Source organism: Bacillus sp. F9_6S_D1_P_5 (assembly GCF_054823925.1).
In genome coordinates, this window is record NZ_JBTREW010000006.1 from 124,038 (window position 1) to 145,144 (window position 21,107).

Consider the following 21,107-nt stretch of genomic DNA (forward strand, 5'->3'; position numbering starts at 1 on the left):
CGCACCTCTTCATTTTACTCTTACACGCAGTAAAACCCCTCACCTCGAGTTAGGTGAGGGATTTTATTCTACGAGCTCTATTTCATTATAAGTTTCACTTTATTTTACAAGAAAAACTTACGAATGTCATTCCAAGTTACAACTAACATAAGTAACATTAATAATGCAAAACCAATAAAGTGAACCATTCCTTCTTTTTGACGATCAATTGGTTTCCCTCGTAATGCTTCAATTAAGAAGAAGAACAAACGTCCGCCGTCTAAAGCTGGAACTGGTAGTAAATTAAATAAACCAAGGTTAATACTTAATACTGCTGCTAAACTTAATACACGCGTAAATCCATAATCTACAACTTGATCTGTTAGATTATAAATTCCTACTGGACCTGACAACTCATTAATAGAGAATTGACCAGTTACTAATTTCACAAGAGACTCAAAAATTAGTTTCGTCCATTGGTATGTTTGTTCAAAACCTGATTTAATAGAACCCATTACCGTTTTCTCTACTGGAGAGTAAACACCAATTCTACCAACTTCTTCTTTACCTTCTTTATCAAGTGTTGGCGTTACCTTCACATTAAATTGTTCACTATCACGCTTTACTTGTAACGTAATTTCCTTATTCGGGTTTTCACGTACAATGGTAACAACATCTTTCCATGTACTTGTGTTTTTCCCATCAATTGCTTGAATTGTATCATTTTCTTTTAATCCAGCTTGCTCAGCTGCACTATTCTCCATTACTTTTCCGACCATTGGCTTGTCAACAGGTACACCTTGTACAAATCCAAGAATCACAAAAATAACAAATGCTAAAATGAAGTTCATTGCAGGACCTGCAAAGATTGTTAAGGCACGTTGACCTAATTTTTTAGAGCCAAACTGCCTATTATACGGTGCAATTTGAATTTCTTCACCAGCAGTAATAATACGAGCCTTTTCATTCACTCGGAATGTTTGAAGCTCTTCCTCGTACTCTTCGTAGCCCGAAATTGTTAAACTATGTTCTAAATCAGCTTGTTCCACTTCAATAACGCGAACATTTGGATACTTTTCATATCCATCAAAAACTAATTTGGCAACTTCGTCTTTTTCATTTAATACAAGGCCAACCTTTTTCCCAGGCTTTAACTCAACTGTATCTGCATCCTCGCCAGCCATTCTTACATAGCCACCAAGAGGCAGTAATCGAATCGTATACACCGTTTCATTCTTTTCAAATGAGAATATTTTCGGACCAAAACCAATCGCAAACTCACGGCATAAAATACCTGCTCTTTTTGCGAAATATAGATGCCCTAGCTCATGGAAAAATACGAGTGCACCGAAAATTAATATAAAGGCAATCGCTGTATTCAATTCCATACCACCTTTGCTAAATTTGTTCCATCACAAACCGTCTTGTGGCTGCATCAATTTCCAGAATTTCCTCTAAGCTCGGACGTGCAATGACATTGTGATGGTTCATTGCTTTTTCAATGAGGTCTTCCACTGTTAAGAAACCAATTCTCTTTTGTAAAAAAGCTTCAACAGCTACTTCATTCGCTGCATTCATTACAGCTGGCATACTTCCACCTGCTTTTCCAGCTTCATACGCAAAGCGCAAGCAACGGAAACGTTCTTGGTTCATTTTCTCAAAATGCAATGTTCCCATTTCCCATAAATTTAACTGCTTTGTGTCTGAAAGAGGTAATCGATCAGGATATGTAAGTGCGTATTGAATTGGTACTCGCATATCCGGTGAGCCAAGCTGTGCCATCACACTACGATCTTCAAATTCAACCATAGAATGAATAATACTTTCTTTATGTAAAACAACATCGATTTGCTCATAAGGGATACCAAAAAGCCAATGTGCTTCAATTACTTCTAGCCCCTTATTCATCATTGTAGCAGAATCAATTGTAATTTTCGAACCCATTGACCAGTTTGGATGTCGAAGCGCATCTTCTACGGTCACATGATGCAATTCATCTCTCGTTTTATCACGGAAACTTCCTCCAGAAGCCGTAATAATTAGTCGAGAAATTCTTTTTTCATTTTCACCATTCAAGCATTGAAAAATAGCTGAATGTTCACTGTCTACTGGAAGTAACGAAACATTATGTTTTCGCGCTGCTTCCATTACAAGATGCCCTGCAGTTACTAACGTTTCTTTGTTTGCAATTCCAATTGTTTTTTTCGCCTCAATTGCACGAAGTGTTGGTAACAACCCTACGCTACCTACAACAGCATTTACTACAATCTCCGCATCTGGATGTAATGCTACTTCTAAAAGCCCTTCACTACCATATACAATTTTTGTATTACCAGAAACAGCTTGTAGTTTTAAAACATCTTCCTCTCTTTGCACAGAGACGATTTGCGGAGAAAATTCTTGAATTACCTTTACTGCGTAGTCAATATTTTTCCCTACAGAAAAAGCAACGAGACGGAATTGGTCTGGGTGCGAGCGTAATACATCTAACGTTTGTGTACCAATTGATCCGCTTGCACCTAATAAACTAATGTTTTTCATGACTCCAACCCCTCGTTCATTCATTAATTGTATTGTAATAAGAAGTAGAGAATTGGTAAAACGAATAACCAACTATCTGTTCGATCTAATATACCACCATGTCCAGGTAAAATTGTACCTGAATCTTTTACGCCATAATGACGTTTAAATGCAGATTGTACTAAATCACCAATTTGTCCAAAAATAGAAATGATAATTGTCAACACAATTAAAATCCCTACATTAGCCTCAACTGGGAAGAACATATTGTAAACAAGTGCCACAACAATCCCACAAACGATACCGCCTAATGAACCTTCAATCGTTTTATTCGGACTAATTTCTGGCCATAATTTTCTTTTTCCTAATGCTTTTCCTACGAAATATGCGCCTGAATCCGTAGCCCATATAACAAATAATGCGCAAAACACATATTTAATTCCTAAAATTCTCGTTTCATTCAAATATAGGAATCCCATTGCAACATATGTTGTTGCCATTAGTAAAAAGGAAGCATGGTCAAAAGTAAATGTATTCTTAGAAAGGACTGTATATGATAAAAGTAATAAAACAATCACAAATGTGATTTCTAATTTACCTAATCCAATCCAAGTAAACAGTTCTGATGCACTACTTGGAATTAAAATAACCCATAATAATGCTGCAGCTAAAACTGTTGGTACTGAAATAAGCGTAAGCTTATTCATACGAATTAATTCATATAAACCTATAGAAGCAAGTGCATACACTAAAACCGTAAAAGGCACGCCACCGTAAATTACGATGGGAATGAATAGCGCGGCAGCAACCACTCCAGTAATAATTCTCTGTTTCACTACCAAACCCTCTCTTTCTACACGCCTCCGAATCTGCGCCCTCTATGTTGAAAGTCTGTAATCGCATTTAGCAAATGTTCTTCGGTAAAATCCGGCCAATACACATCTGTAAACCAAAATTCCGAATACGCAATTTGCCATAACATGAAATTACTAATACGTAGCTCTCCGCTCGTACGGATTAACAACTCTGGGTCAGGTAAAGAACTCGTCATTAAGTAGGAAGAAAGCATTTCTTCACTTACATCTTCAACACGAATTTTCCCTTCCTCACTATCTTTCACCATATGTTGCACAGCAGAAACGATTTCATCTCGACTTCCATAGTTTAACGCGAAATTAAGAATTAATCCCGTATTCTCTTTCGTATCTTCCATGGCCTTCTCCATCGCTCTGCGTGTATGCGTAGGAAGACGATCTTGTTGTCCTATTACTCGGACTTGTACGTTCTCTTCAATCAATTCTGGTAAAAAAGTACCTAAAAATTCTTCTGGAAGCCTCATTAAGTAGTCAACTTCCTTTTTCGGCCTTTTCCAGTTCTCAGTTGAAAAAGCATAAAGAGTTAATACTTTCACATTAAGTTTGCTTGCAAATTTTGTGATTTTCTTTACAACTTGCATGCCTTCATGATGTCCCGCAATACGAGGCATCGCTCTCCTCTTTGCCCATCTTCCATTACCATCCATAATAATGGCAATATGTTCTGGGATATATCCTTTTTTCACTTCTTCAACGAGATGATCAAACGATGCGACCTTTTTACTTTTAAAAAAAGGAAAGTTTTTAAACATCATTCATACCCTCCAGCAAGCAGACGTATGCCTAAAAGTGTAAAAAGACCCCCTTAAGAAGAGGGTCATATTTGCGAAAGTATCGCTATTACACTTCCATGATTTCTTTTTCTTTGTTTTTTGCGATTTCGTCAACTTTTGCAATATATTTATCTGTTTCTTTTTGGATATCTTCAGTATATCCTCTTAAATCATCTTCTGTAATCTCGCCAGCTTTTTCAAGCTTCTTAAGATCATCGTTACCGTCACGACGTACGTTACGAACAGCAACTTTTGCTTCTTCAGCATATTTTTTCACAACTTTAACAAGATCACGACGACGCTCTTCAGTTAATGCAGGGAATGCAATACGAATTACAGTTCCGTCATTAGAAGGGTTTAAGCCTAAATCTGCTTTTAAAATTGCTTTTTCGATATCACCGATAGAAGTTTTATCATAAGGTTGAATTACAAGTAAACGTGCTTCTGGAACTGTAATGTTCGCTAATTGCACAACTGGTGTTGGTGCACCATAGTAATCAACTTGTACTTTATCTAATACTGACGCATTTGCACGGCCAGCACGAACTGTTGCTAATTCACGAGAATAAGCAGCAACTGCTTTTTCCATTTTTTCATTTGAAGACTTCAATACTTGTTGTCCCATATTTATTTCCCCCTTACAACTGTTCCGATATTTTCGCCTAAAACGGCACGTTTAATATTACCTTTTTCCATAACTGAGAATACAATTAATGGAATATCATTATCCATACATAGAGAAGAAGCTGTAGAATCCATTACACCTAAACCTTCTTTTAATACATCTAAGTAAGTAAGCGTTTCGTATTTCGTAGCTGTTGGATCAATAGATGGGTCCGCATTGTATACGCCATCTACATTATTTTTCGCCATTAAAATTACGTCTGCTTCAATTTCTGCCGCACGTAATGCTGCTGTTGTATCTGTAGAGAAGTATGGATTACCTGTACCTGCTGCAAAGATTACAACACGTTTCTTCTCTAAGTGACGAACTGCTTTACGACGAATGTAAGGCTCTGCCACTTGACGCATTTCAATTGAAGTTTGTACGCGAGTTTGAATTCCGATGTTCTCTAAGCTATCTTGAAGAGCTAATGAATTCATAACTGTCGCTAACATGCCCATGTAATCTGCTCCTGCACGATCCATGCCCATCTCACTTCCAATTTTCCCACGCCAAATGTTACCGCCACCAACAACAACAGCAACCTCTACATCAAGTTCTGCAATTTCTTTCACTTGTTCCGCAACTGATTTAATAACAGCTGGGTTAATTCCAAATCCTTGCTCGCCAGCTAAAGCTTCTCCACTCAGCTTTAAAACGACACGATTATATTTCGGTTTACTCATAATGAACCTCCAATTGCTTACATCTTTATTTTAAAAAAGGGAACACAATGTGTTCCCTAATCTGTATTAGTTACTACCTTTTACTTGGTTCATTACTTCTTCAGCAAAGTTGTCTTCGCGTTTTTCGATACCTTCACCAACAGCGTAGCGAACGAATCCTTTTAATGTTCCGCCTTTAGACTCAACGAACTGACGAACTTTCATATCAGGGTTTTTAACGAATGCTTGGTCAAGTAAGCAAATTTCTTCGAAGAATTTGCCAAGACGGCCTTCAACCATTTTTGCAACGATTTTTTCAGGCTTGCCTTCGTTTAATGCTTGTTGTGTTAATACTTGACGCTCATGCTCAACTTCTTCAGCTGTTACAGCATCGCGGTCGATGTATTTAGGGTTAACTGCTGCAATGTGCATTGCTACATCTTTAGCAGCTGCTTCATCAGTAGAACCTTCAAGAACTGTTAGAACACCAATGCGTCCACCCATGTGTAGGTAAGCACCGAATGCATCTGCATCAGTTTTTGTTACGATTTCGAAACGACGAAGTGTAAGTTTTTCACCAATTTTAGCGATTGCTTCGTTGATGTGCTCTTCTACTTTTTTGCCGTTTTCCATTGTTTGAGCCATAGCTTCTTCAACGTTAGCTGGTTTGTTAGCTAATAAGTGAGCAGCTAATTCTTTAATTAATGTTTGGAAACCTTCGTTTTTCGCAACGAAATCAGTTTCAGAGTTTAATTCTAAGATTAAACCGTCGTTACCGTTTGTTTCGATGAAAGTTAAACCTTCAGCAGCGATGCGGTCTGCTTTTTTAGCAGCTTTCGCGATACCTTTTTCACGTAAGAAGTCAATTGCCTTCTCCATGTCGCCATTAGTTTCTGTTAAAGCTTTTTTGCAGTCCATCATACCTGCGCCAGTTTTTTCACGTAATTCTTTTACCATTTGTGCAGTGATTGCCATAGTTTTCATCCTCCTAAAATATGTATTTATACCTTTAATAAAGGTGTTTATACCTTAAAAAAGGTGATAAAAGGCCGAACCCCTTATCACCTTTCCAACTTTGTTACGCAGTAACAGTTTCTTCACCTTGTTTTGCTTCAAGGATCGCGTCTGCCATTTTAGATGTAAGAAGTTTTACAGCACGAATTGCATCATCGTTTGCTGGGATAACGTGATCGATTTCGTCTGGATCACAGTTTGTATCAACGATACCGATGATTGGAATGTGTAATTTGCGTGCTTCAGCAACTGCAATACGCTCTTTACGAGGGTCTACTACGAATAATGCACTTGGAAGACCTTTCATATCTTTAATACCGCCTAAGAATTTCTCAAGACGCTCTAACTCTTTTTTAAGTTGAACAACTTCTTTCTTAGGAAGTACTTCGAAAGTACCATCTTCTTGCATTCTTTCGATGTCTTTAAGACGCTTGATACGCTTTTGGATTGTTTGGAAGTTTGTTAAAGTTCCACCTAACCAACGTTGGTTAACGAAGTACATACCAGCACGAGTTGCTTCTTCTTTAATAGCTTCTTGTGCTTGTTTTTTAGTACCTACGAATAAGATGTCTCCGCCTTCAGCAGCGATGTCACGCATCGTTCTGTAAGCTTCCTCAACTTTTTTCACAGTTTTTTGTAAGTCGATGATGTAGATACCGTTACGCTCTGTGAAAATGTAACGCTTCATTTTTGGGTTCCAACGACGAGTTTGATGTCCGAAATGAACACCAGCTTCAAGCAATTGCTTCATAGAAATTACTGACATAATATAGTTCCTCCTAAATGGTTTTTGATATCCTCCGTTTACTTCATCTCTAAGCGAAACTACAAACGTAGCACCAACACTTAAATCTGTAAACGTGTGTACTTTGTACTGACACCACTGCTTACTATATCATACTGAAATATTACAAGCAAGTCGAAAATGCGAACAATGTAAAACTTTCTTTGTTCACACTCGAATTCTAGTATTACCAACCTGTATTTCCTTTAAGCAAAAAAGCGAAATTCAATTCATAGCTTTTCCAAAAAACACGATTATGACGCTATTTACAAACAACATCAATCTCTTATACACAAAAAACTCTCCTCAAAAAATGAGGAGAGTTTTATAAATTAGTTTGTTTTTAATTTAGCAAGTTCATGTAAGAATTTGTCGTTTAATACTTTAATGTATGTTCCTTTCATACCTAAAGAACGCGACTCAATTACACCAGCACTCTCTAATTTACGAAGTGCATTTACGATTACAGAACGAGTGATTCCTACGCGGTCAGCGATTTTACTTGCAACAAGTAAACCTTCTGTTCCATTTAACTCTTCGAAGATGTGCTCGATTGCTTCTAATTCACTGTAAGATAATGAGCTGATCGCCATTTGAACAACAGCTTTACTACGTGCTTCTTCTTCGATTTCTTCTGCTTTCTCACGTAAAATTTCCATACCTACAACAGTTGAGCTGTACTCAGCAAGAATTAAATCATCGTCTAAGAACTCTTGACCAAGACGAGCTAACACTAGTGTACCTAGACGCTCACCGCCACCAACGATTGGTACGATTGTAGTTAAACCTTGACCGAATAATTCTTTATTTTCTACTGGGAATGCTGTGTAAGCACTATTTACATCTAAGTTTGAAGATGTTTCTGTAATGTTGAATAAGCTTTGTGTATACTCTTCTGGGAATTGACGCTCTGCAAGCATTTGTTTCATACGCTCATTCTCAATTTGTTGGTGAATTGCATAACCTAGTAATTTACCACGACGGCTTACTACGAATACGTTCGCTTCGATCACTTCACACATTGTGTCAGACATTTCTCTAAAGTTTACAGGCTTTCCTGCTGCGCTCTGTAATAACGCATTTAATTTTCTTGTTTTTGCTAATAATTCCATTTCAAAAGTTCCTCCTACATGTTACTCACATATTTTTTCATCACTTGGAAACTAGGGCGAGTCACCTGATGACACTATTACAAAATAAACTGGCTCACATCTTTATTTTTAGCAATCGTTGCTAATTTCTCCTCAACGTATTGAGGTGTTATCGTTATTTTCTCTAACGTAATTTCAGATGCTTCAAACGATAAATCTTCAAGGAGCTTCTCCATAATCGTATGAAGTCTTCTTGCTCCAATGTTATCTGTATCCTGATTAACTTGATAAGCAATCTCAGCAATCTTACGAATAGCTTCGTCTGAAAATTCAATTTCTATACCTTCAGTCGCTAATAAAGCCATATATTGTTTAATTAACGCATTGTCAGGCTCGATTAATATTTTAACAAAATCATCAGTCGATAATTTTGTTAATTCTACTCGAATCGGAAATCTCCCTTGTAATTCCGGAATTAAATCCGACGGTTTAGACATATGAAACGCTCCAGCTGCAACGAATAAAATATAATCCGTTTTTACTGATCCGTATTTTGTCGCAACATTCGATCCTTCTACAATCGGCAGAATGTCACGTTGCACACCTTCACGTGATACATCTACGCTATTCGACTGCTTACCAGCAATTTTGTCAATTTCATCGATAAAAATAATCCCGAGCTGTTCAGCACGATAAACAGCCTCTTGTGTAACTTCATCCATATCAATTAAGCGCTGTGCTTCCTCATTTGTCAAGAGTTTTCTTGCTTCTTTTACAGAAAGTTTACGTTTTTTTGTTTTTTTCGGCATAAAACTTCCTAATGCATCTTGGAAATTCATTCCCATTTGTTCCATGCCAGTTCCTTGTAACATATCGAACATAGAAGACTGTTGCTCAGTCACTTCAATCGATACAATTTCATCTTCAAGAAGTCCTGCAGCAAGCTTTCTTTCCACATCTTGACGTTTCTTTTCGATTTCCACATCTTCTTGTGCATCAGATGTTTGATTCGAATTTTGAGCACCACCAAATAACATTTCTAATGGGTTTTTAAATCCAGATTGTTTCTCTGGACTTGGCACTAAAATTTCAACAAGACGTTGATTCGCTTGTTCCTCTGCTTTGTCTTGCACTTTAACTACCATTTCTTCTTTCACGATGCGAACCGACGTTTCCACAAGGTCACGTACCATCGATTCTACATCTCTACCTACATATCCAACTTCTGTAAATTTCGTAGCTTCAACCTTAATAAAAGGTGCTCCAACGAGTTTCGCCATTCGTCGTGCTACCTCTGTTTTACCAACACCTGTCGGTCCAATCATTAAAATATTTTTAGGCGCAATTTCATCACGTAGATTTTCAGCTAATTTACTTCGGCGGTATCGATTTCTTAAAGCTACAGCAACCGCTTTCTTTGCATCTTTTTGACCGATAATGTATTGATCTAATTTTTCCACAATTTGACGCGGAGTAAAATGTAAATGCATATAAAATGCCTCCCTTACGATTCTACAATTCTTCCACAATTATATTGTGGTTTGTATACACACAAATATCGCCAGCAATGTCTAAACTCGCTTTCGCAATTTGCTTCGCTGTTAAATGTTCACTTGCATATTGCTTTAAAGCACGACCTGCAGAAAGCGCATAATTTCCACCAGATCCAATTGCTAATATACCATCATCCGGTTCAATCACTTCTCCTGTGCCTGAAACAAGGAGCATCGTTGTTTTATCCATGACAATGAGCATCGCTTCTAGCTGACGTAACATTTTGTCGCCACGCCATTGTTTTGCCATCTCAACTGCAGCACGCTGTAAGTTCCCATTGTACTCTTCTAACTTCCCTTCAAACATTTCAAAAAGAGTAAATGCGTCAGCAACCGAACCTGCAAAACCAGCTAAAACTTTCCCTTGGAAAAGTTTACGAACTTTACGAGCTGTATGTTTCATTACAACAGCATTTCCCATTGTCACTTGGCCATCTCCAGCCATTGCACATTCTCCATTATGATGAACTGCAAATATCGTTGTAGCGTGGAAATTTCCCATAGAAAAAACTCCTTTATATGTTTTTATAGCTTTAAAAGCAATTTATGCCCGCGGGTGATGCTTCATGTAGACAGAACGCAATCTTTCTTTAGAGACATGCGTATAAATTTGTGTCGTCGACAAATTCTCATGACCGAGTAACTCCTGTACAGTACGTAAATCTGCCCCTTCATCTAACATATGTGTAGCAAATGTATGCCTTAACATATGGGGACTTATCCGCATTGTCAGTGAAGCCTTCTTAATGAGTTCGTTTAATACATAGCGTACTCCTCGACTTGTTAGCGGCGTGCCTTTCGCATTTAAAAATACCATATGAGAATGTTCTTCAGTTTTGTGAGCTAACTGTTTTCTCCCGTTCTCTATATAAGTAATTAAAGCATCTTGTGCGTAGCTTCCGAACGGAATATACCTTTGTTTTTTTCCTTTTCCCATAACTAAAATTGTTCCCACCGCGAAGTCAATATCGGTAAGTTGTAAATTGACACATTCACTCACACGGATCCCAGTCGCATACATCAACTCTAATAATGCTTGATTCCTTTGACCTAGCGGTGTTTCCGTGTCAGAAACTTCAAATAATTCCTCTAATTCTTCAGCATATAAAAACTTTGGGATTGACAATTCTTTTTTGGGGAGTGACGCAAGTGCAAACGGATTATCTTTCCGATAACCTTCACGCATCAAAAAACGATATAAACTTCGTAAGCTCGATACTTTTCTTGCGACAGATTTACGGGCTAACTTTTCATCGTGCAACGTAGTTAAGTACAAACGAACATCCGCGTATGTAATATCTAAAAAAGAGGATATGCCTTCTCGCTCCATAAATTGCACAAAATGTTCTAAATCATTTTGATAACTTGCAATTGTATATTTTGAATAATTTCTTTCAATTTGTAAATATCCAACGAATAATTGTAACAATTTCTTCACATTCACACAATTCACCTCAATAAAGGCTACTAAATCGTATCACAACTTAGTAGCCTTTGCAAGAAATTTAACTAAATATTTACAAAATTTTGAATCGTTTCTAAAGCGCGTGTTGCATAGGCTTCATTACGTTCTGCTTTTTTCTTAATTTTCTTCTCTAGTGGTGCAAACAATCCGAAGTTTGCATTCATTGGTTGGAAGTTTTTCGCGTTTGTCGCAGTAATATAATTCGCCATACTTCCCATTGCAGTTACAGGCGGTAATACAACCGGCTCTTCGCCTTTTACAAGTCGAGCAGCGTTAATACCTGCTAGCAATCCTGAAGCCGCCGATTCAACATATCCCTCTACTCCAGTCATTTGACCAGCGAAGAATAAATCGTCACGTTGTTTATATTGGTATGTTGGACGAAGTAAGTTAGGTGAATTAATAAACGTATTACGATGCATTACACCATAACGTACAATCTCTGCGTTTTCCAGTCCTGGAATCAACTGTAACACTTCTTTTTGTGGTCCCCACTTTAAATGCGTTTGGAAACCTACAATATTGTATAAAGTTCCCGCTGCATCGTCTTGACGTAACTGAACAACAGCATATGGTGTTTTCCCTGTTTTCGGATCTTCTAACCCAACAGGCTTCATTGGTCCAAATACTAGTGTCTGTCTTCCTCTACTTGCCATAACCTCTACCGGCATACAACCTTCAAAGAAAATTTCTTTTTCAAATTCTTTTAAAGGTACTGTTTCGGCAGCGATTAAAGCCTCATAAAAACGGTCAAATTCCTCTTCCGTCATTGGGCAGTTTAAATATGCCGCTTCACCTTTATCGTAACGAGACTTTAAATACACTTTATTCATATCAATGCTGTCTTTCTCAACAATCGGTGCTGCAGCATCATAGAAATAAAAATAGTCTTCCCCTGTTAATTCTTTTAATTGTGCAGAAAGATCAGGAGACGTAAGTGGACCTGTCGCGATAACAGTAGGGCCTTCTGGAATTTCAGTGATTTCTTCATTCATCACAGTTACGTTCGGATGGTTTTTCACATATTCCGTTACTTTTGCCGCAAATTCATGACGATCTACAGCTAAAGCTCCTCCTGCTGGTACAGAGCACTCATCAGCTGCACGAATAATAACAGAATCCATTAAGCGCATTTCTTCTTTAATAACACCAACAGCATTTGTTAATGTGTTTGCGCGAAGCGAGTTACTACATACTAGCTCTGCAAATTTATCTGTGTGATGAGCTGGCGTTTGTCTTACCGGTCTCATTTCGTATAATCTTACTTGGACACCACGTTTTGCAATTTGGTAAGCTGCTTCACTTCCTGCAAGACCTGCGCCAATGACGTTTACTACTTGTGTTGTCATATATTTATCACCTTTCCTTTTCTTCCCGAAAAAAATGTGAGCAGTTACGCTCACATTTGTTGTTCTTCTTCATAATCACACGAAATACATTGTACTTGCACGCCTTTTTTCAACTTCTTCTCTACTAGCATACCTTCGCACTTCGGACATTTACGGCCAATCGGCTTATCCCAAGATACAAAGTCACACTCTGGATACGTACCACAACCATAGAAAAGACGTTTCTTTTTATTACTACGACGTTCAATAATTTGACCTTTATCACATTTCGGACAAGTAACACCGATTTCTTTCACAATCGGTTTTGTATTACGACAATCTGGGAAATTCGAGCAAGCCATAAATTTCCCGTATTTACCCATTTTAAAGACCATTGGGTGATCACATAATTCACAGTCTTCCCCAGCTGGTTCATCTTTAATTTCCACTTCACGCATTTCTTTTTCCGCTTTTTCTAAGCGCGGTTCAAAGCCTACGTAGAAATCATCAACAATTTTTACCCAATTCGCATTTCCTTCTTCTACTTCATCGAGACTTTGCTCCATGTTAGCAGTAAATTCAATGTTAATAATTTCTGGGAAAAACTCTAAAATAAGTTCAATTACTATTTCACCAAGTTCAGTTGGAACAAAGCGTTTATTATCCAAACCTACGTATCCACGTTTTTGAATCGTTTCAAGTGTCGGTACGTAAGTCGACGGTCTTCCAATTCCAAGCTCTTCAAGTGTTCTTACTAAACGAGCCTCTGTATAGCGCGGCGGCGGTTGTGTAAAGTGTTGCTTCGGTTCTAAATCCTTCGAAAATACTGTTTCCCCTACTTCTAAAGGTGGTAACATCTTATCCTTTTCTTCAGCACCGTCATCTTTCGACTCTACATACACCTTCATAAATCCTGGGAACTTTACAACCGATCCACTTGCACGGAACTGAACATTGTTATTAATGAGTCTCGCTGTCACAGTATCCATTATAGCAGACGCCATTTGACTTGCAACAAATCGCTCCCAAATCAATTTGTACAATCGAAGTTGATCACGACTTAAGAAACTCTTTAGTTCCTCTGGCTTTCTCATTACCGAAGTAGGACGAATTGCCTCATGCGCATCTTGCGCGTTCGACTTTTTCGTTTCTTTCTTCTTTTCTGTTCCTATGTATTCCGTACCAAACGCCTCTGTAATGAAAGTACGTGCCTCTGTTTGAGCTGTTTCTGAGATACGCGTTGAATCAGTTCTCATATACGTAATAAGTCCGACAGTTCCTTGTTTTCCAAGATCAATTCCTTCATACAATTGCTGCGCAAGCATCATCGTTTTCTTTGCTCGCATGTTTAACTTACGCGCTGCCTCTTGTTGCAAGGAAGATGTTGTAAACGGTAATGCAGGATTACGTTTTCGCTCTTTGCGCGCTACATTTTCAACTGAGAACGCATTATCTTTCATCTGTTCAATTATTTCATTCACTTGCGTTTCATTCGTTAATTGAACTTTTTCACCATCTACACCGTAAAAGCTTGCTTCAAATGTGTCTTTCCCTTTCACAAATTCTGTCTTAATTGTCCAGAATTCTTCAGGCTCAAAACTTTGAATTTCTCTTTCACGTTCGATAATTAAACGAACTGCTACAGATTGTACGCGACCTGCACTTAATCCTTTTTTTACTTTCTTCCATAATAAAGGACTAATATTGTAACCAACAAGACGGTCTAGTATACGTCTTGCTTGTTGTGCATCTACTAAATCCATATTAATTGCACGAGGATGTTTAAATGATTCTTTGATTGCATCTTTTGTAATCTCATTAAACACAACCCGGCAATCTGATTCCACGTCCACATTTAACGTATTGGCTAAATGCCAAGCAATTGCTTCTCCTTCGCGGTCTGGATCGGCCGCGAGATAGACTTTCTTTGCTTTTTTTGCCGCTGATTTTAAATCTTTTAAGACGGGACCTTTACCACGAATGGTAATATACTTCGGGGTGAAGTTGTTCTTTACTTCTATCCCCATTTGGCTTTTAGGTAAATCGCGAACGTGTCCCATAGACGCGACAACTTTGTATTTTTTCCCTAAATATTTCTCAATGGTCTTCGCCTTAGAAGGCGACTCCACGATTACGAGGTAATCTGACATGCTAGTGCCTCCTTAAGAGGTGGATTCAAGTCTTCATTAATCTTATTGATTTCTCTTGTTTTTGTCAATCAAGAATGAATATACCATACAGTGCCTATCTACCATTTGTCAATAATTGTTTAATAAAAACATAAAAATATAAGGTTAATTTAAAATCTCTTCTAGTATATCTTCTGCATTTCTTACTAGTTTCGCTCCTTGTTGAATTAGATGATTTGTTCCTGATGCACTATCTATAAATATAGGTCCAGGAAGTGCAAATACCTCTCTATTTTGCTCTAAAGCAAGGTCCGCAGTAATCAGTGTTCCGCTTCTCGATTTCGCTTCTACAACTAAAACACCTTTACTTATACCACTAATAATCCGATTCCTTTTTGGAAAATACCATTTTTTCGGTGCATAGTGCGGAGGATACTCTGTTAATAACAATATATATTTATTCCATGCTTCATATAAATATCGATTTTCTTTTGGATATATATACGATAATCCGTGTCCTAGTATCGCAATAGTCGGGCAATGCCGTCTTACTGTAATTTCATGAGACATCGTATCTATTCCTCTTGCAAAACCACTTACAATAAGCCATCCCCTTTCTAATAATGGATGTAAAATAAAGTTTAAACTCTCATGTCCATATAAAGTCGGTTCTCTCGTTCCCACAACCGCTAATTTATTCGATTTATTAAGAAAACCCTTCTCTCCTTTTCCATATATTACAAAGGGAGGATCTTGTATCTCACGTAATAATTGGGGATAATCTTCATCCCATATAGTCATGTAAAAGATTCGATTTTTCTCTAAATAAGATATATATTGCGGGAGATTTGAACTTTGAAGAAATTTTACTAATTCTGAAGATTTTTTCGAGGATATTCCGGTGTAGTATTCCATTTGTTTTGCATTAAAAGTGTATATTCCCTTCAATTCTGGATCGACGTATAATAGCTTCTCAATCGCTTTCCAATGATCCGCTAATAAGTAGTGAAGATGCAATAACCGTTCTCTTTTCATTATAATTCTCCTTACCCATAATTTTTATTATGTAAACAATAAGTGTGTAAAAAGACACCTTCAAACAAGAAGGTGTCTTTCAAAAGATTAGTAGTTTTTACAAGTCTCAAATAGACCTTTTTCTTTTAAGACAGAGATTAACGTTTCACCCATAACTGCTGGAGTTTCCGCTACTTTAATACCACAAGCTTCCATCGTTTTAATCTTTTCTGCAGCAGTTCCTTTACCGCCAGAAATGATTGCACCAGCATGGCCCATACGTTTGCCAGCAGGCGCTGTTTGGCCGCCAATGAAGCCTACAACAGGTTTTGTCATATTAGCTTTCACCCATTCAGCTGCCTCTTCTTCCGCTGTACCACCGATTTCACCAATCATAATTACAGCATGTGTTTCTTCATCTTCGTTAAATGCTTTTAACGCATCAATAAAGTCTGTACCGTTAACAGGGTCTCCGCCGATACCTACAGCCGTAGATTGACCGATACCTTCTTGTGTTAACTGATGTACAGCCTCATACGTTAATGTACCAGAGCGAGATACGATACCTACATGACCTTTTTTATGAATGTATCCTGGCATAATACCGATTTTACATTCATCAGGCGTGATAACACCCGGGCAGTTTGGTCCAAGTAAACGTGTATGTTTACCAGCCATATATCTCTTTACGTTTACCATATCTAATACAGGAATCCCTTCAGTAATACATACTACTAAATCAATTTCTGCATCAACTGCTTCCATAATTGCATCAGCCGCAAAAGCGGGTGGAACGTATACAACTGAAGCGTTTGCGCCTGTTGCTTTCACTGCATCTTCTACAGTATCAAATACTGGTACACCTTCAATATCAGTGCCACCTTTACCTGGCGTTACACCACCGACAATTTTCGTACCGTATTCAATCATTTGTTTTGTGTGGAATAACCCTTGAGAACCTGTAATACCTTGAACAATAACTTTTGTATCTTTATTAACTAATACGCTCATTTTTCTCCCCCGCTTTCTATTAGCCCACTAGTGAAACAATTTTTTGTGCACCGTCTGCCATAGATTCTGCTGCAACAATATTTAAACCAGACTCATTTAAAATTTTCTTACCTAACTCTACATTTGTACCTTCAAGACGTACAACTAAAGGTAATTCAAGACCTACTTGTTTCGTTGCTTCAATAACACCTTCTGCGATAACATCACACTTCATAATGCCACCAAAAATGTTAACGAAGATACCTTTTACATTTTTGTCAGAAAGGATAATTTTGAATGCTTCTGTAACTTTTTCAGCTGTTGCACCGCCACCAACATCTAAGAAGTTAGCTGGATCGCCATGATAATGTTTAATGATATCCATTGTAGCCATTGCTAAACCTGCACCATTAACCATACAACCGATATTTCCATCTAAAGGAATGTAGTTCAAGTCATATTTAGAAGCTTCAATCTCTTTTGCATCTTCTTCATCTAGATCGCGAAGTTCTAAAATATCTTTATGGCGATATAAAGCATTAGAATCAAAGTTTAATTTCGCATCTAATGCCATAACTTTACCGTCACCTGTTGTTACAAGTGGATTAATCTCTGCGATAGAGCAATCTTTTTCGATAAATGCACGGTATAAGCCCATCATAAACTTCACAGCTTGTCCTACAAGCTCTTTTGGAATATTGATGTTAAATGCGATTCGGCGTGCTTGGAAGCCTTGTAAGCCTACTGCTGGATCAATATATTCTTTAAAGATTTTTTCAGGTGTTTGCTCTGCTACTTCTTCAATTTCTGTTCCGCCTTCTTCAGACGCCATTAAAACAACTTGAGAAGTTGCACGGTCTAAAACAAGACCTACATAATATTCTTTTTTAATATCGCAACCTTCTTCGATAAGTAAGCGTTTTACTTCCTTACCTTCAGGACCTGTTTGATGTGTCACAAGTGTAGTTCCTAAAATGCTCTCTGCATATGTACGAACTTCATCTAAATTTTTTGCAACTTTTACTCCGCCAGCTTTGCCGCGTCCACCAGCGTGAATTTGTGCTTTTACTACACATACATCCGTTCCTAATTCTTTTGCTGCTTCTACAGCTTCTTCTACTGTAAATGCAACCTTCCCGTTCGGAACGCTAACCCCATAGCTTCTAAGGACTGCCTTACCTTGGTACTCATGGATATTCATGGTCCCATCCTCCCCTGTTTTCCTGTTTTACTCGAAAAGTTTTTTAATGTTTAAAAAACATTACATTGCCATTGTATAAGATGATTGGCACGCTGTCTACAATAAAGTGTCAGAAAACTGAAATCGCTTTATTCTTTTTTGAAAATAGTAATGTTTATATGTCAAAATAAAAAATAAACTGCGAAAACACAGCTTATTTTTGAATCATATCTTTAATTGGCGCAAACGATTTTCGGTGTTCTTCTAATATTCCATGCGCTTCAATCGCTTCTAAATGTTGTTTTGTGCCATATCCCATATGTTGTTCAAATCCATATGCAGGATACTTTTCTCCAAGCTCTTTCATCATACGATCTCTCGTTACTTTCGCAATAATAGATGCAGCTGAAATAGAGATACTTTTCGCATCACCTTTAATGATGGATGTTTGCGGAATTGGTGTAGGGAGTTTCATCGCATCAATTAATAAATATTCTGGTGTACAAGATAAATTCGCAACAGCATCTAGCATCGCTTGTTTCGTCGCTTGATAAATGTTTATCTCATCAATCACTTGCGGTGATACAATTCCAACTCCAATGGCAATTGCTTGTGCTTTAATCTCATCATAAAAACGCTCTCGCTTCGCCTCACTCAGCTTTTTCGAATCATTTAACCCTGGAATATAAAAATCTTCCGGAAGGACAACAGCTGCCGTCACAACAGGCCCAGCTAGCGGTCCACGACCTACTTCATCTATACCTGCGATATATGTGAGACCTTTTTCACGTAACGCATTTTCATACTTAGACATTTCTAAAAATTTTTCTTTTTCCTTTTGCGCTAACTCTTTTTGTTTATACCACTTCAAAATGAGCTTTTGCACCCCTTTTCGCTCATCTTTCATTAAAATTTGAAAACGGTCGTCCTCTTCACTTATAATTTCTTGCAGTAAATGTTCCGCTTCTTGAATAGTCACTTTTTGCATTCATGCCACTCCCTTTATATACAAAAAAGAAAAGACGTACAAACGCACGTCTTATACTTCTTCTACTTTTTCTACATCTTCTGTTTGCTCTGCAAACTCTTCTGGTGTTTCAAACGTCATTTTTCCAAGTTTTCCACCACGAAGCTCACGAAGTACAAGTTCAGATGTTTTATCATAATCAATCATTCCGCCGCCCATTAAACAGCCTCTATTTTTTCCAATTGCATCGAATAACTCCACAATATCTTCTGGGATCTCATTTAAATTATATCGCTCTTTCAAACGTTCTGGATAATGTTTCTCCATAAAACGTAGTGCGTAAACAGCAACATCTTGCAAATTTAAAATTGAATCTTTAATTGCACCAGTTGTCGCTAATCGAAGACCCACTAATTGATCTTCAAATTTAGGCCATAAAATACCAGGTGTATCTAACAGTTCCATTTCTTTCCCAACTTTAATCCATTGTTGAGCTGTTGTCACGCCAGGACGATCTCCTGTTTTAGCAATATTTTTCTTTGCTAATTTATTAATTAACGTAGATTTACCAACATTCGGTATACCTACGATTAATGCACGAATCGCTCTCGGTCTAATACCTTTTGCAACCATTTTATCAAATTTCTCTTTCACTAACACTTTACAAGCCGCTGCAATTTCCTTCATACCTTGTCCAGCTTGTGCGTTAATTGAAATTGCCATATGGCCTTTTTCTTTAAAATATGCGATCCATTGCTTTGTTAAACGATCATCTGCCATATCCGCTTTATTTAAAACAACAAGCCTCGGCTTATGTGTAATAATCTCATCAATCATCGGATTTCGAGACGATAAAGGTAATCGAGCATCTACAAGCTCAATTACAACATCAATTAACTTTAATTTTTCTGTTACTTGGCGTCTAGCCTTTGCCATATGTCCCGGGAACCATTGAATTACCATGTTGCCACCTTCTTTTTCTTTTATTTCACAATACGAGCGTCTTTTAAAGGCCAATATAGTATATTTGCTTTTCCGATTACTTGGTCCATTGAAATTGTACCAATCGAACGGCTATCTTTACTAAAACGACGATTATCACCTAAAACAAATAACTGACCTTCTGGAACAGTTTTCTTCCCTGTCATTTCTTCAAGAGTAAAATCATATGTAAGCGGTCCATCAGCAAGTTGCTTTTTCTGCTTGTCTAAATACGGCTCCTCATAAGCCTTTCCGTTTACATACAGTTTGTCATTACGATACTCTATTTCATCGCCTGGAAGGCCGATAATACGCTTAATATAATCCTTATCTTCCGTTGCTCGGAATACAATAATATCAAATCGTTTCGGGTCTCCTATGTGATAACCAATTTTATTGACAATCATTCGATCGCGATCATGTAAAGTAGATGCCATCGATACTCCATCTACGAGAATTGGTGCAAAGAAAAACTGTCTAATAACACCCGCTAATACAACAGCAATCAAAATTGCCTTGATCCATTCCCAAAGTGAACTCTTTTCTTTCTTCATGCATTTCCCCTCCACGATTATGTAAGCTGCTCGTATTATATCAAAATTTTATATAGATTGGAAAAAGGGAGCTTGTGCATTTACAAGCTCCCATACATGTCTTATCGAATTTCTTTAATACGTGCTTTTTTACCGCGAAGGTTACGTAAGTAGTATAACTTAGCACGACGTACTTTACCACGGCGAAGTACTTCGATTTTCGCGATTCTTGGCGTGTGAACTGGGAATGTACGCTCAACACCTACACCGTAAGAAATCTTACGAACTGTGAATGTTTCACTAATTCCGCCACCACGACGTTTAATTACAACACCTTCGAAAAGCTGAATTCTTTCACGAGTTCCCTCAACTACTTTTACGTGTACACGTAAAGTGTCTCCAGGACGGAATGAAGGAAGGTCAGTTTTTAATTGGCCTTTTGTAATTTCTGCGATTAATTGTTGCATATTAAATTCTCTCCTTTAAACAGATGCTCTTATAAAGTCTTAATAAATTACAGCGGAACATCGTTAATACGGCCACTGATTTCAGCAGCACAAGTGTTATAATAGCATATTGCTAGGACTGTTGCAATAGAAAAT

General features: G+C 37.7%; 21 protein-coding genes. All 21 read right to left on the reverse strand.

Annotated features, from left to right (window positions below):
* Positions 1-104 precede the first annotated feature (104 nt).
* Positions 105-1,361, reverse strand: a complete 1,257-nt coding sequence (rseP, locus tag ACUXEY_RS09640; protein WP_429600081.1) for an RIP metalloprotease RseP — start codon at positions 1,359-1,361, stop codon at positions 105-107.
* Between the two features lie 16 nt (positions 1,362-1,377).
* Entirely contained in the window at positions 1,378-2,520 is a 1,143-nt protein-coding gene (dxr, locus tag ACUXEY_RS09645; RefSeq protein WP_016086609.1) for a 1-deoxy-D-xylulose-5-phosphate reductoisomerase, read from the reverse strand.
* Between the two features lie 23 nt (positions 2,521-2,543).
* Positions 2,544-3,335, reverse strand: coding sequence for a phosphatidate cytidylyltransferase (gene cdsA / locus ACUXEY_RS09650; RefSeq protein ID WP_429599440.1), 792 nt, complete (start codon positions 3,333-3,335; stop codon positions 2,544-2,546).
* 17 nt (positions 3,336-3,352) lie between these two features.
* The gene (gene uppS, locus ACUXEY_RS09655; protein ID WP_144614522.1) at positions 3,353-4,129 is read right to left on the reverse strand and encodes an isoprenyl transferase; all 777 of its coding nucleotides are present in this window, start codon (positions 4,127-4,129) and stop codon (positions 3,353-3,355) included.
* Positions 4,130-4,214: 85 nt separating this feature from the next.
* Positions 4,215-4,772 carry a ribosome recycling factor gene (frr, locus tag ACUXEY_RS09660; RefSeq protein ID WP_000531501.1) on the reverse strand — a complete coding sequence of 186 codons (558 nt, stop codon included), beginning with the start codon at positions 4,770-4,772 and terminating at the stop codon, positions 4,215-4,217.
* A 2-nt stretch (positions 4,773-4,774) separates the two neighbouring features.
* The gene (pyrH, locus tag ACUXEY_RS09665) at positions 4,775-5,497 is read right to left on the reverse strand and encodes a UMP kinase (protein WP_000042663.1); all 723 of its coding nucleotides are present in this window, start codon (positions 5,495-5,497) and stop codon (positions 4,775-4,777) included.
* A 66-nt stretch (positions 5,498-5,563) separates the two neighbouring features.
* Positions 5,564-6,451, reverse strand: coding sequence for a translation elongation factor Ts (gene tsf, locus ACUXEY_RS09670; protein WP_002194822.1), 888 nt, complete (start codon positions 6,449-6,451; stop codon positions 5,564-5,566).
* 103 nt (positions 6,452-6,554) lie between these two features.
* The gene (gene rpsB / locus ACUXEY_RS09675) at positions 6,555-7,256 is read right to left on the reverse strand and encodes a 30S ribosomal protein S2 (RefSeq protein ID WP_000111485.1); all 702 of its coding nucleotides are present in this window, start codon (positions 7,254-7,256) and stop codon (positions 6,555-6,557) included.
* Between the two features lie 350 nt (positions 7,257-7,606).
* Entirely contained in the window at positions 7,607-8,386 is a 780-nt protein-coding gene (gene codY, locus ACUXEY_RS09680) for a GTP-sensing pleiotropic transcriptional regulator CodY (protein WP_000421288.1), read from the reverse strand.
* 77 nt (positions 8,387-8,463) lie between these two features.
* Complete coding sequence (hslU, locus tag ACUXEY_RS09685; RefSeq protein WP_061678204.1) at positions 8,464-9,855, reverse strand: ATP-dependent protease ATPase subunit HslU; 1,392 nt, start codon at positions 9,853-9,855, stop codon at positions 8,464-8,466.
* A gap of 22 nt (positions 9,856-9,877) precedes the next feature.
* The gene (hslV, locus tag ACUXEY_RS09690; RefSeq protein WP_000526271.1) at positions 9,878-10,420 is read right to left on the reverse strand and encodes an ATP-dependent protease proteolytic subunit HslV; all 543 of its coding nucleotides are present in this window, start codon (positions 10,418-10,420) and stop codon (positions 9,878-9,880) included.
* Positions 10,421-10,462: 42 nt separating this feature from the next.
* On the reverse strand, positions 10,463-11,362 hold the full coding sequence (xerC, locus tag ACUXEY_RS09695) for a tyrosine recombinase XerC (protein ID WP_029439591.1): 900 nt from the start codon (positions 11,360-11,362) through the stop codon (positions 10,463-10,465).
* A gap of 65 nt (positions 11,363-11,427) precedes the next feature.
* The gene (gene trmFO, locus ACUXEY_RS09700) at positions 11,428-12,732 is read right to left on the reverse strand and encodes an FADH(2)-oxidizing methylenetetrahydrofolate--tRNA-(uracil(54)-C(5))-methyltransferase TrmFO (protein WP_071716250.1); all 1,305 of its coding nucleotides are present in this window, start codon (positions 12,730-12,732) and stop codon (positions 11,428-11,430) included.
* Between the two features lie 50 nt (positions 12,733-12,782).
* Complete coding sequence (gene topA, locus ACUXEY_RS09705) at positions 12,783-14,861, reverse strand: type I DNA topoisomerase (protein WP_461300567.1); 2,079 nt, start codon at positions 14,859-14,861, stop codon at positions 12,783-12,785.
* 144 nt (positions 14,862-15,005) lie between these two features.
* Positions 15,006-15,875, reverse strand: coding sequence for a DNA-processing protein DprA (gene dprA, locus ACUXEY_RS09710; RefSeq protein WP_166702030.1), 870 nt, complete (start codon positions 15,873-15,875; stop codon positions 15,006-15,008).
* A gap of 87 nt (positions 15,876-15,962) precedes the next feature.
* Positions 15,963-16,865, reverse strand: a complete 903-nt coding sequence (gene sucD / locus ACUXEY_RS09715) for a succinate--CoA ligase subunit alpha (protein ID WP_000115178.1) — start codon at positions 16,863-16,865, stop codon at positions 15,963-15,965.
* 19 nt (positions 16,866-16,884) lie between these two features.
* Complete coding sequence (gene sucC, locus ACUXEY_RS09720) at positions 16,885-18,045, reverse strand: ADP-forming succinate--CoA ligase subunit beta (protein ID WP_016086604.1); 1,161 nt, start codon at positions 18,043-18,045, stop codon at positions 16,885-16,887.
* Between the two features lie 193 nt (positions 18,046-18,238).
* Entirely contained in the window at positions 18,239-19,012 is a 774-nt protein-coding gene (gene rnhB, locus ACUXEY_RS09725) for a ribonuclease HII (protein ID WP_429599464.1), read from the reverse strand.
* A gap of 51 nt (positions 19,013-19,063) precedes the next feature.
* Positions 19,064-19,954, reverse strand: coding sequence for a ribosome biogenesis GTPase YlqF (gene ylqF / locus ACUXEY_RS09730; protein WP_016135245.1), 891 nt, complete (start codon positions 19,952-19,954; stop codon positions 19,064-19,066).
* Positions 19,955-19,974: 20 nt separating this feature from the next.
* Complete coding sequence (gene lepB, locus ACUXEY_RS09735) at positions 19,975-20,526, reverse strand: signal peptidase I (protein WP_048530509.1); 552 nt, start codon at positions 20,524-20,526, stop codon at positions 19,975-19,977.
* Positions 20,527-20,627: 101 nt separating this feature from the next.
* Positions 20,628-20,972, reverse strand: a complete 345-nt coding sequence (gene rplS, locus ACUXEY_RS09740; protein WP_001186516.1) for a 50S ribosomal protein L19 — start codon at positions 20,970-20,972, stop codon at positions 20,628-20,630.
* Between the last annotated feature and the right edge of the window lie 135 nt (positions 20,973-21,107).

What these genes read in the sequence shown, in the direction of transcription:
- frr (WP_000531501.1), bottom strand. Translation starts at nt 4,772, where the DNA reads ATGGGACAACAAGTATTGAAGTCTTCAAATGAAAAAATGGAAAAAGCA.
- sucC (WP_016086604.1), bottom strand. Translation starts at nt 18,045, where the DNA reads ATGAATATCCATGAGTACCAAGGTAAGGCAGTCCTTAGAAGCTATGGG.
- uppS (WP_144614522.1), bottom strand. Translation starts at nt 4,129, where the DNA reads ATGATGTTTAAAAACTTTCCTTTTTTTAAAAGTAAAAAGGTCGCATCG.
- dprA (WP_166702030.1), bottom strand. Translation starts at nt 15,875, where the DNA reads ATGAAAAGAGAACGGTTATTGCATCTTCACTACTTATTAGCGGATCAT.
- hslU (WP_061678204.1), bottom strand. Translation starts at nt 9,855, where the DNA reads ATGCATTTACATTTTACTCCGCGTCAAATTGTGGAAAAATTAGATCAA.
- sucD (WP_000115178.1), bottom strand. Translation starts at nt 16,865, where the DNA reads ATGAGCGTATTAGTTAATAAAGATACAAAAGTTATTGTTCAAGGTATT.
- ylqF (WP_016135245.1), bottom strand. Translation starts at nt 19,954, where the DNA reads ATGGTAATTCAATGGTTCCCGGGACATATGGCAAAGGCTAGACGCCAA.
- trmFO (WP_071716250.1), bottom strand. Translation starts at nt 12,732, where the DNA reads ATGACAACACAAGTAGTAAACGTCATTGGCGCAGGTCTTGCAGGAAGT.
- codY (WP_000421288.1), bottom strand. Translation starts at nt 8,386, where the DNA reads ATGGAATTATTAGCAAAAACAAGAAAATTAAATGCGTTATTACAGAGC.
- rplS (WP_001186516.1), bottom strand. Translation starts at nt 20,972, where the DNA reads ATGCAACAATTAATCGCAGAAATTACAAAAGGCCAATTAAAAACTGAC.
- topA (WP_461300567.1), bottom strand. Translation starts at nt 14,861, where the DNA reads ATGTCAGATTACCTCGTAATCGTGGAGTCGCCTTCTAAGGCGAAGACC.
- rpsB (WP_000111485.1), bottom strand. Translation starts at nt 7,256, where the DNA reads ATGTCAGTAATTTCTATGAAGCAATTGCTTGAAGCTGGTGTTCATTTC.
- lepB (WP_048530509.1), bottom strand. Translation starts at nt 20,526, where the DNA reads ATGAAGAAAGAAAAGAGTTCACTTTGGGAATGGATCAAGGCAATTTTG.
- pyrH (WP_000042663.1), bottom strand. Translation starts at nt 5,497, where the DNA reads ATGAGTAAACCGAAATATAATCGTGTCGTTTTAAAGCTGAGTGGAGAA.
- tsf (WP_002194822.1), bottom strand. Translation starts at nt 6,451, where the DNA reads ATGGCAATCACTGCACAAATGGTAAAAGAATTACGTGAAAAAACTGGC.
- rnhB (WP_429599464.1), bottom strand. Translation starts at nt 19,012, where the DNA reads ATGCAAAAAGTGACTATTCAAGAAGCGGAACATTTACTGCAAGAAATT.
- hslV (WP_000526271.1), bottom strand. Translation starts at nt 10,420, where the DNA reads ATGGGAAATTTCCACGCTACAACGATATTTGCAGTTCATCATAATGGA.
- dxr (WP_016086609.1), bottom strand. Translation starts at nt 2,520, where the DNA reads ATGAAAAACATTAGTTTATTAGGTGCAAGCGGATCAATTGGTACACAA.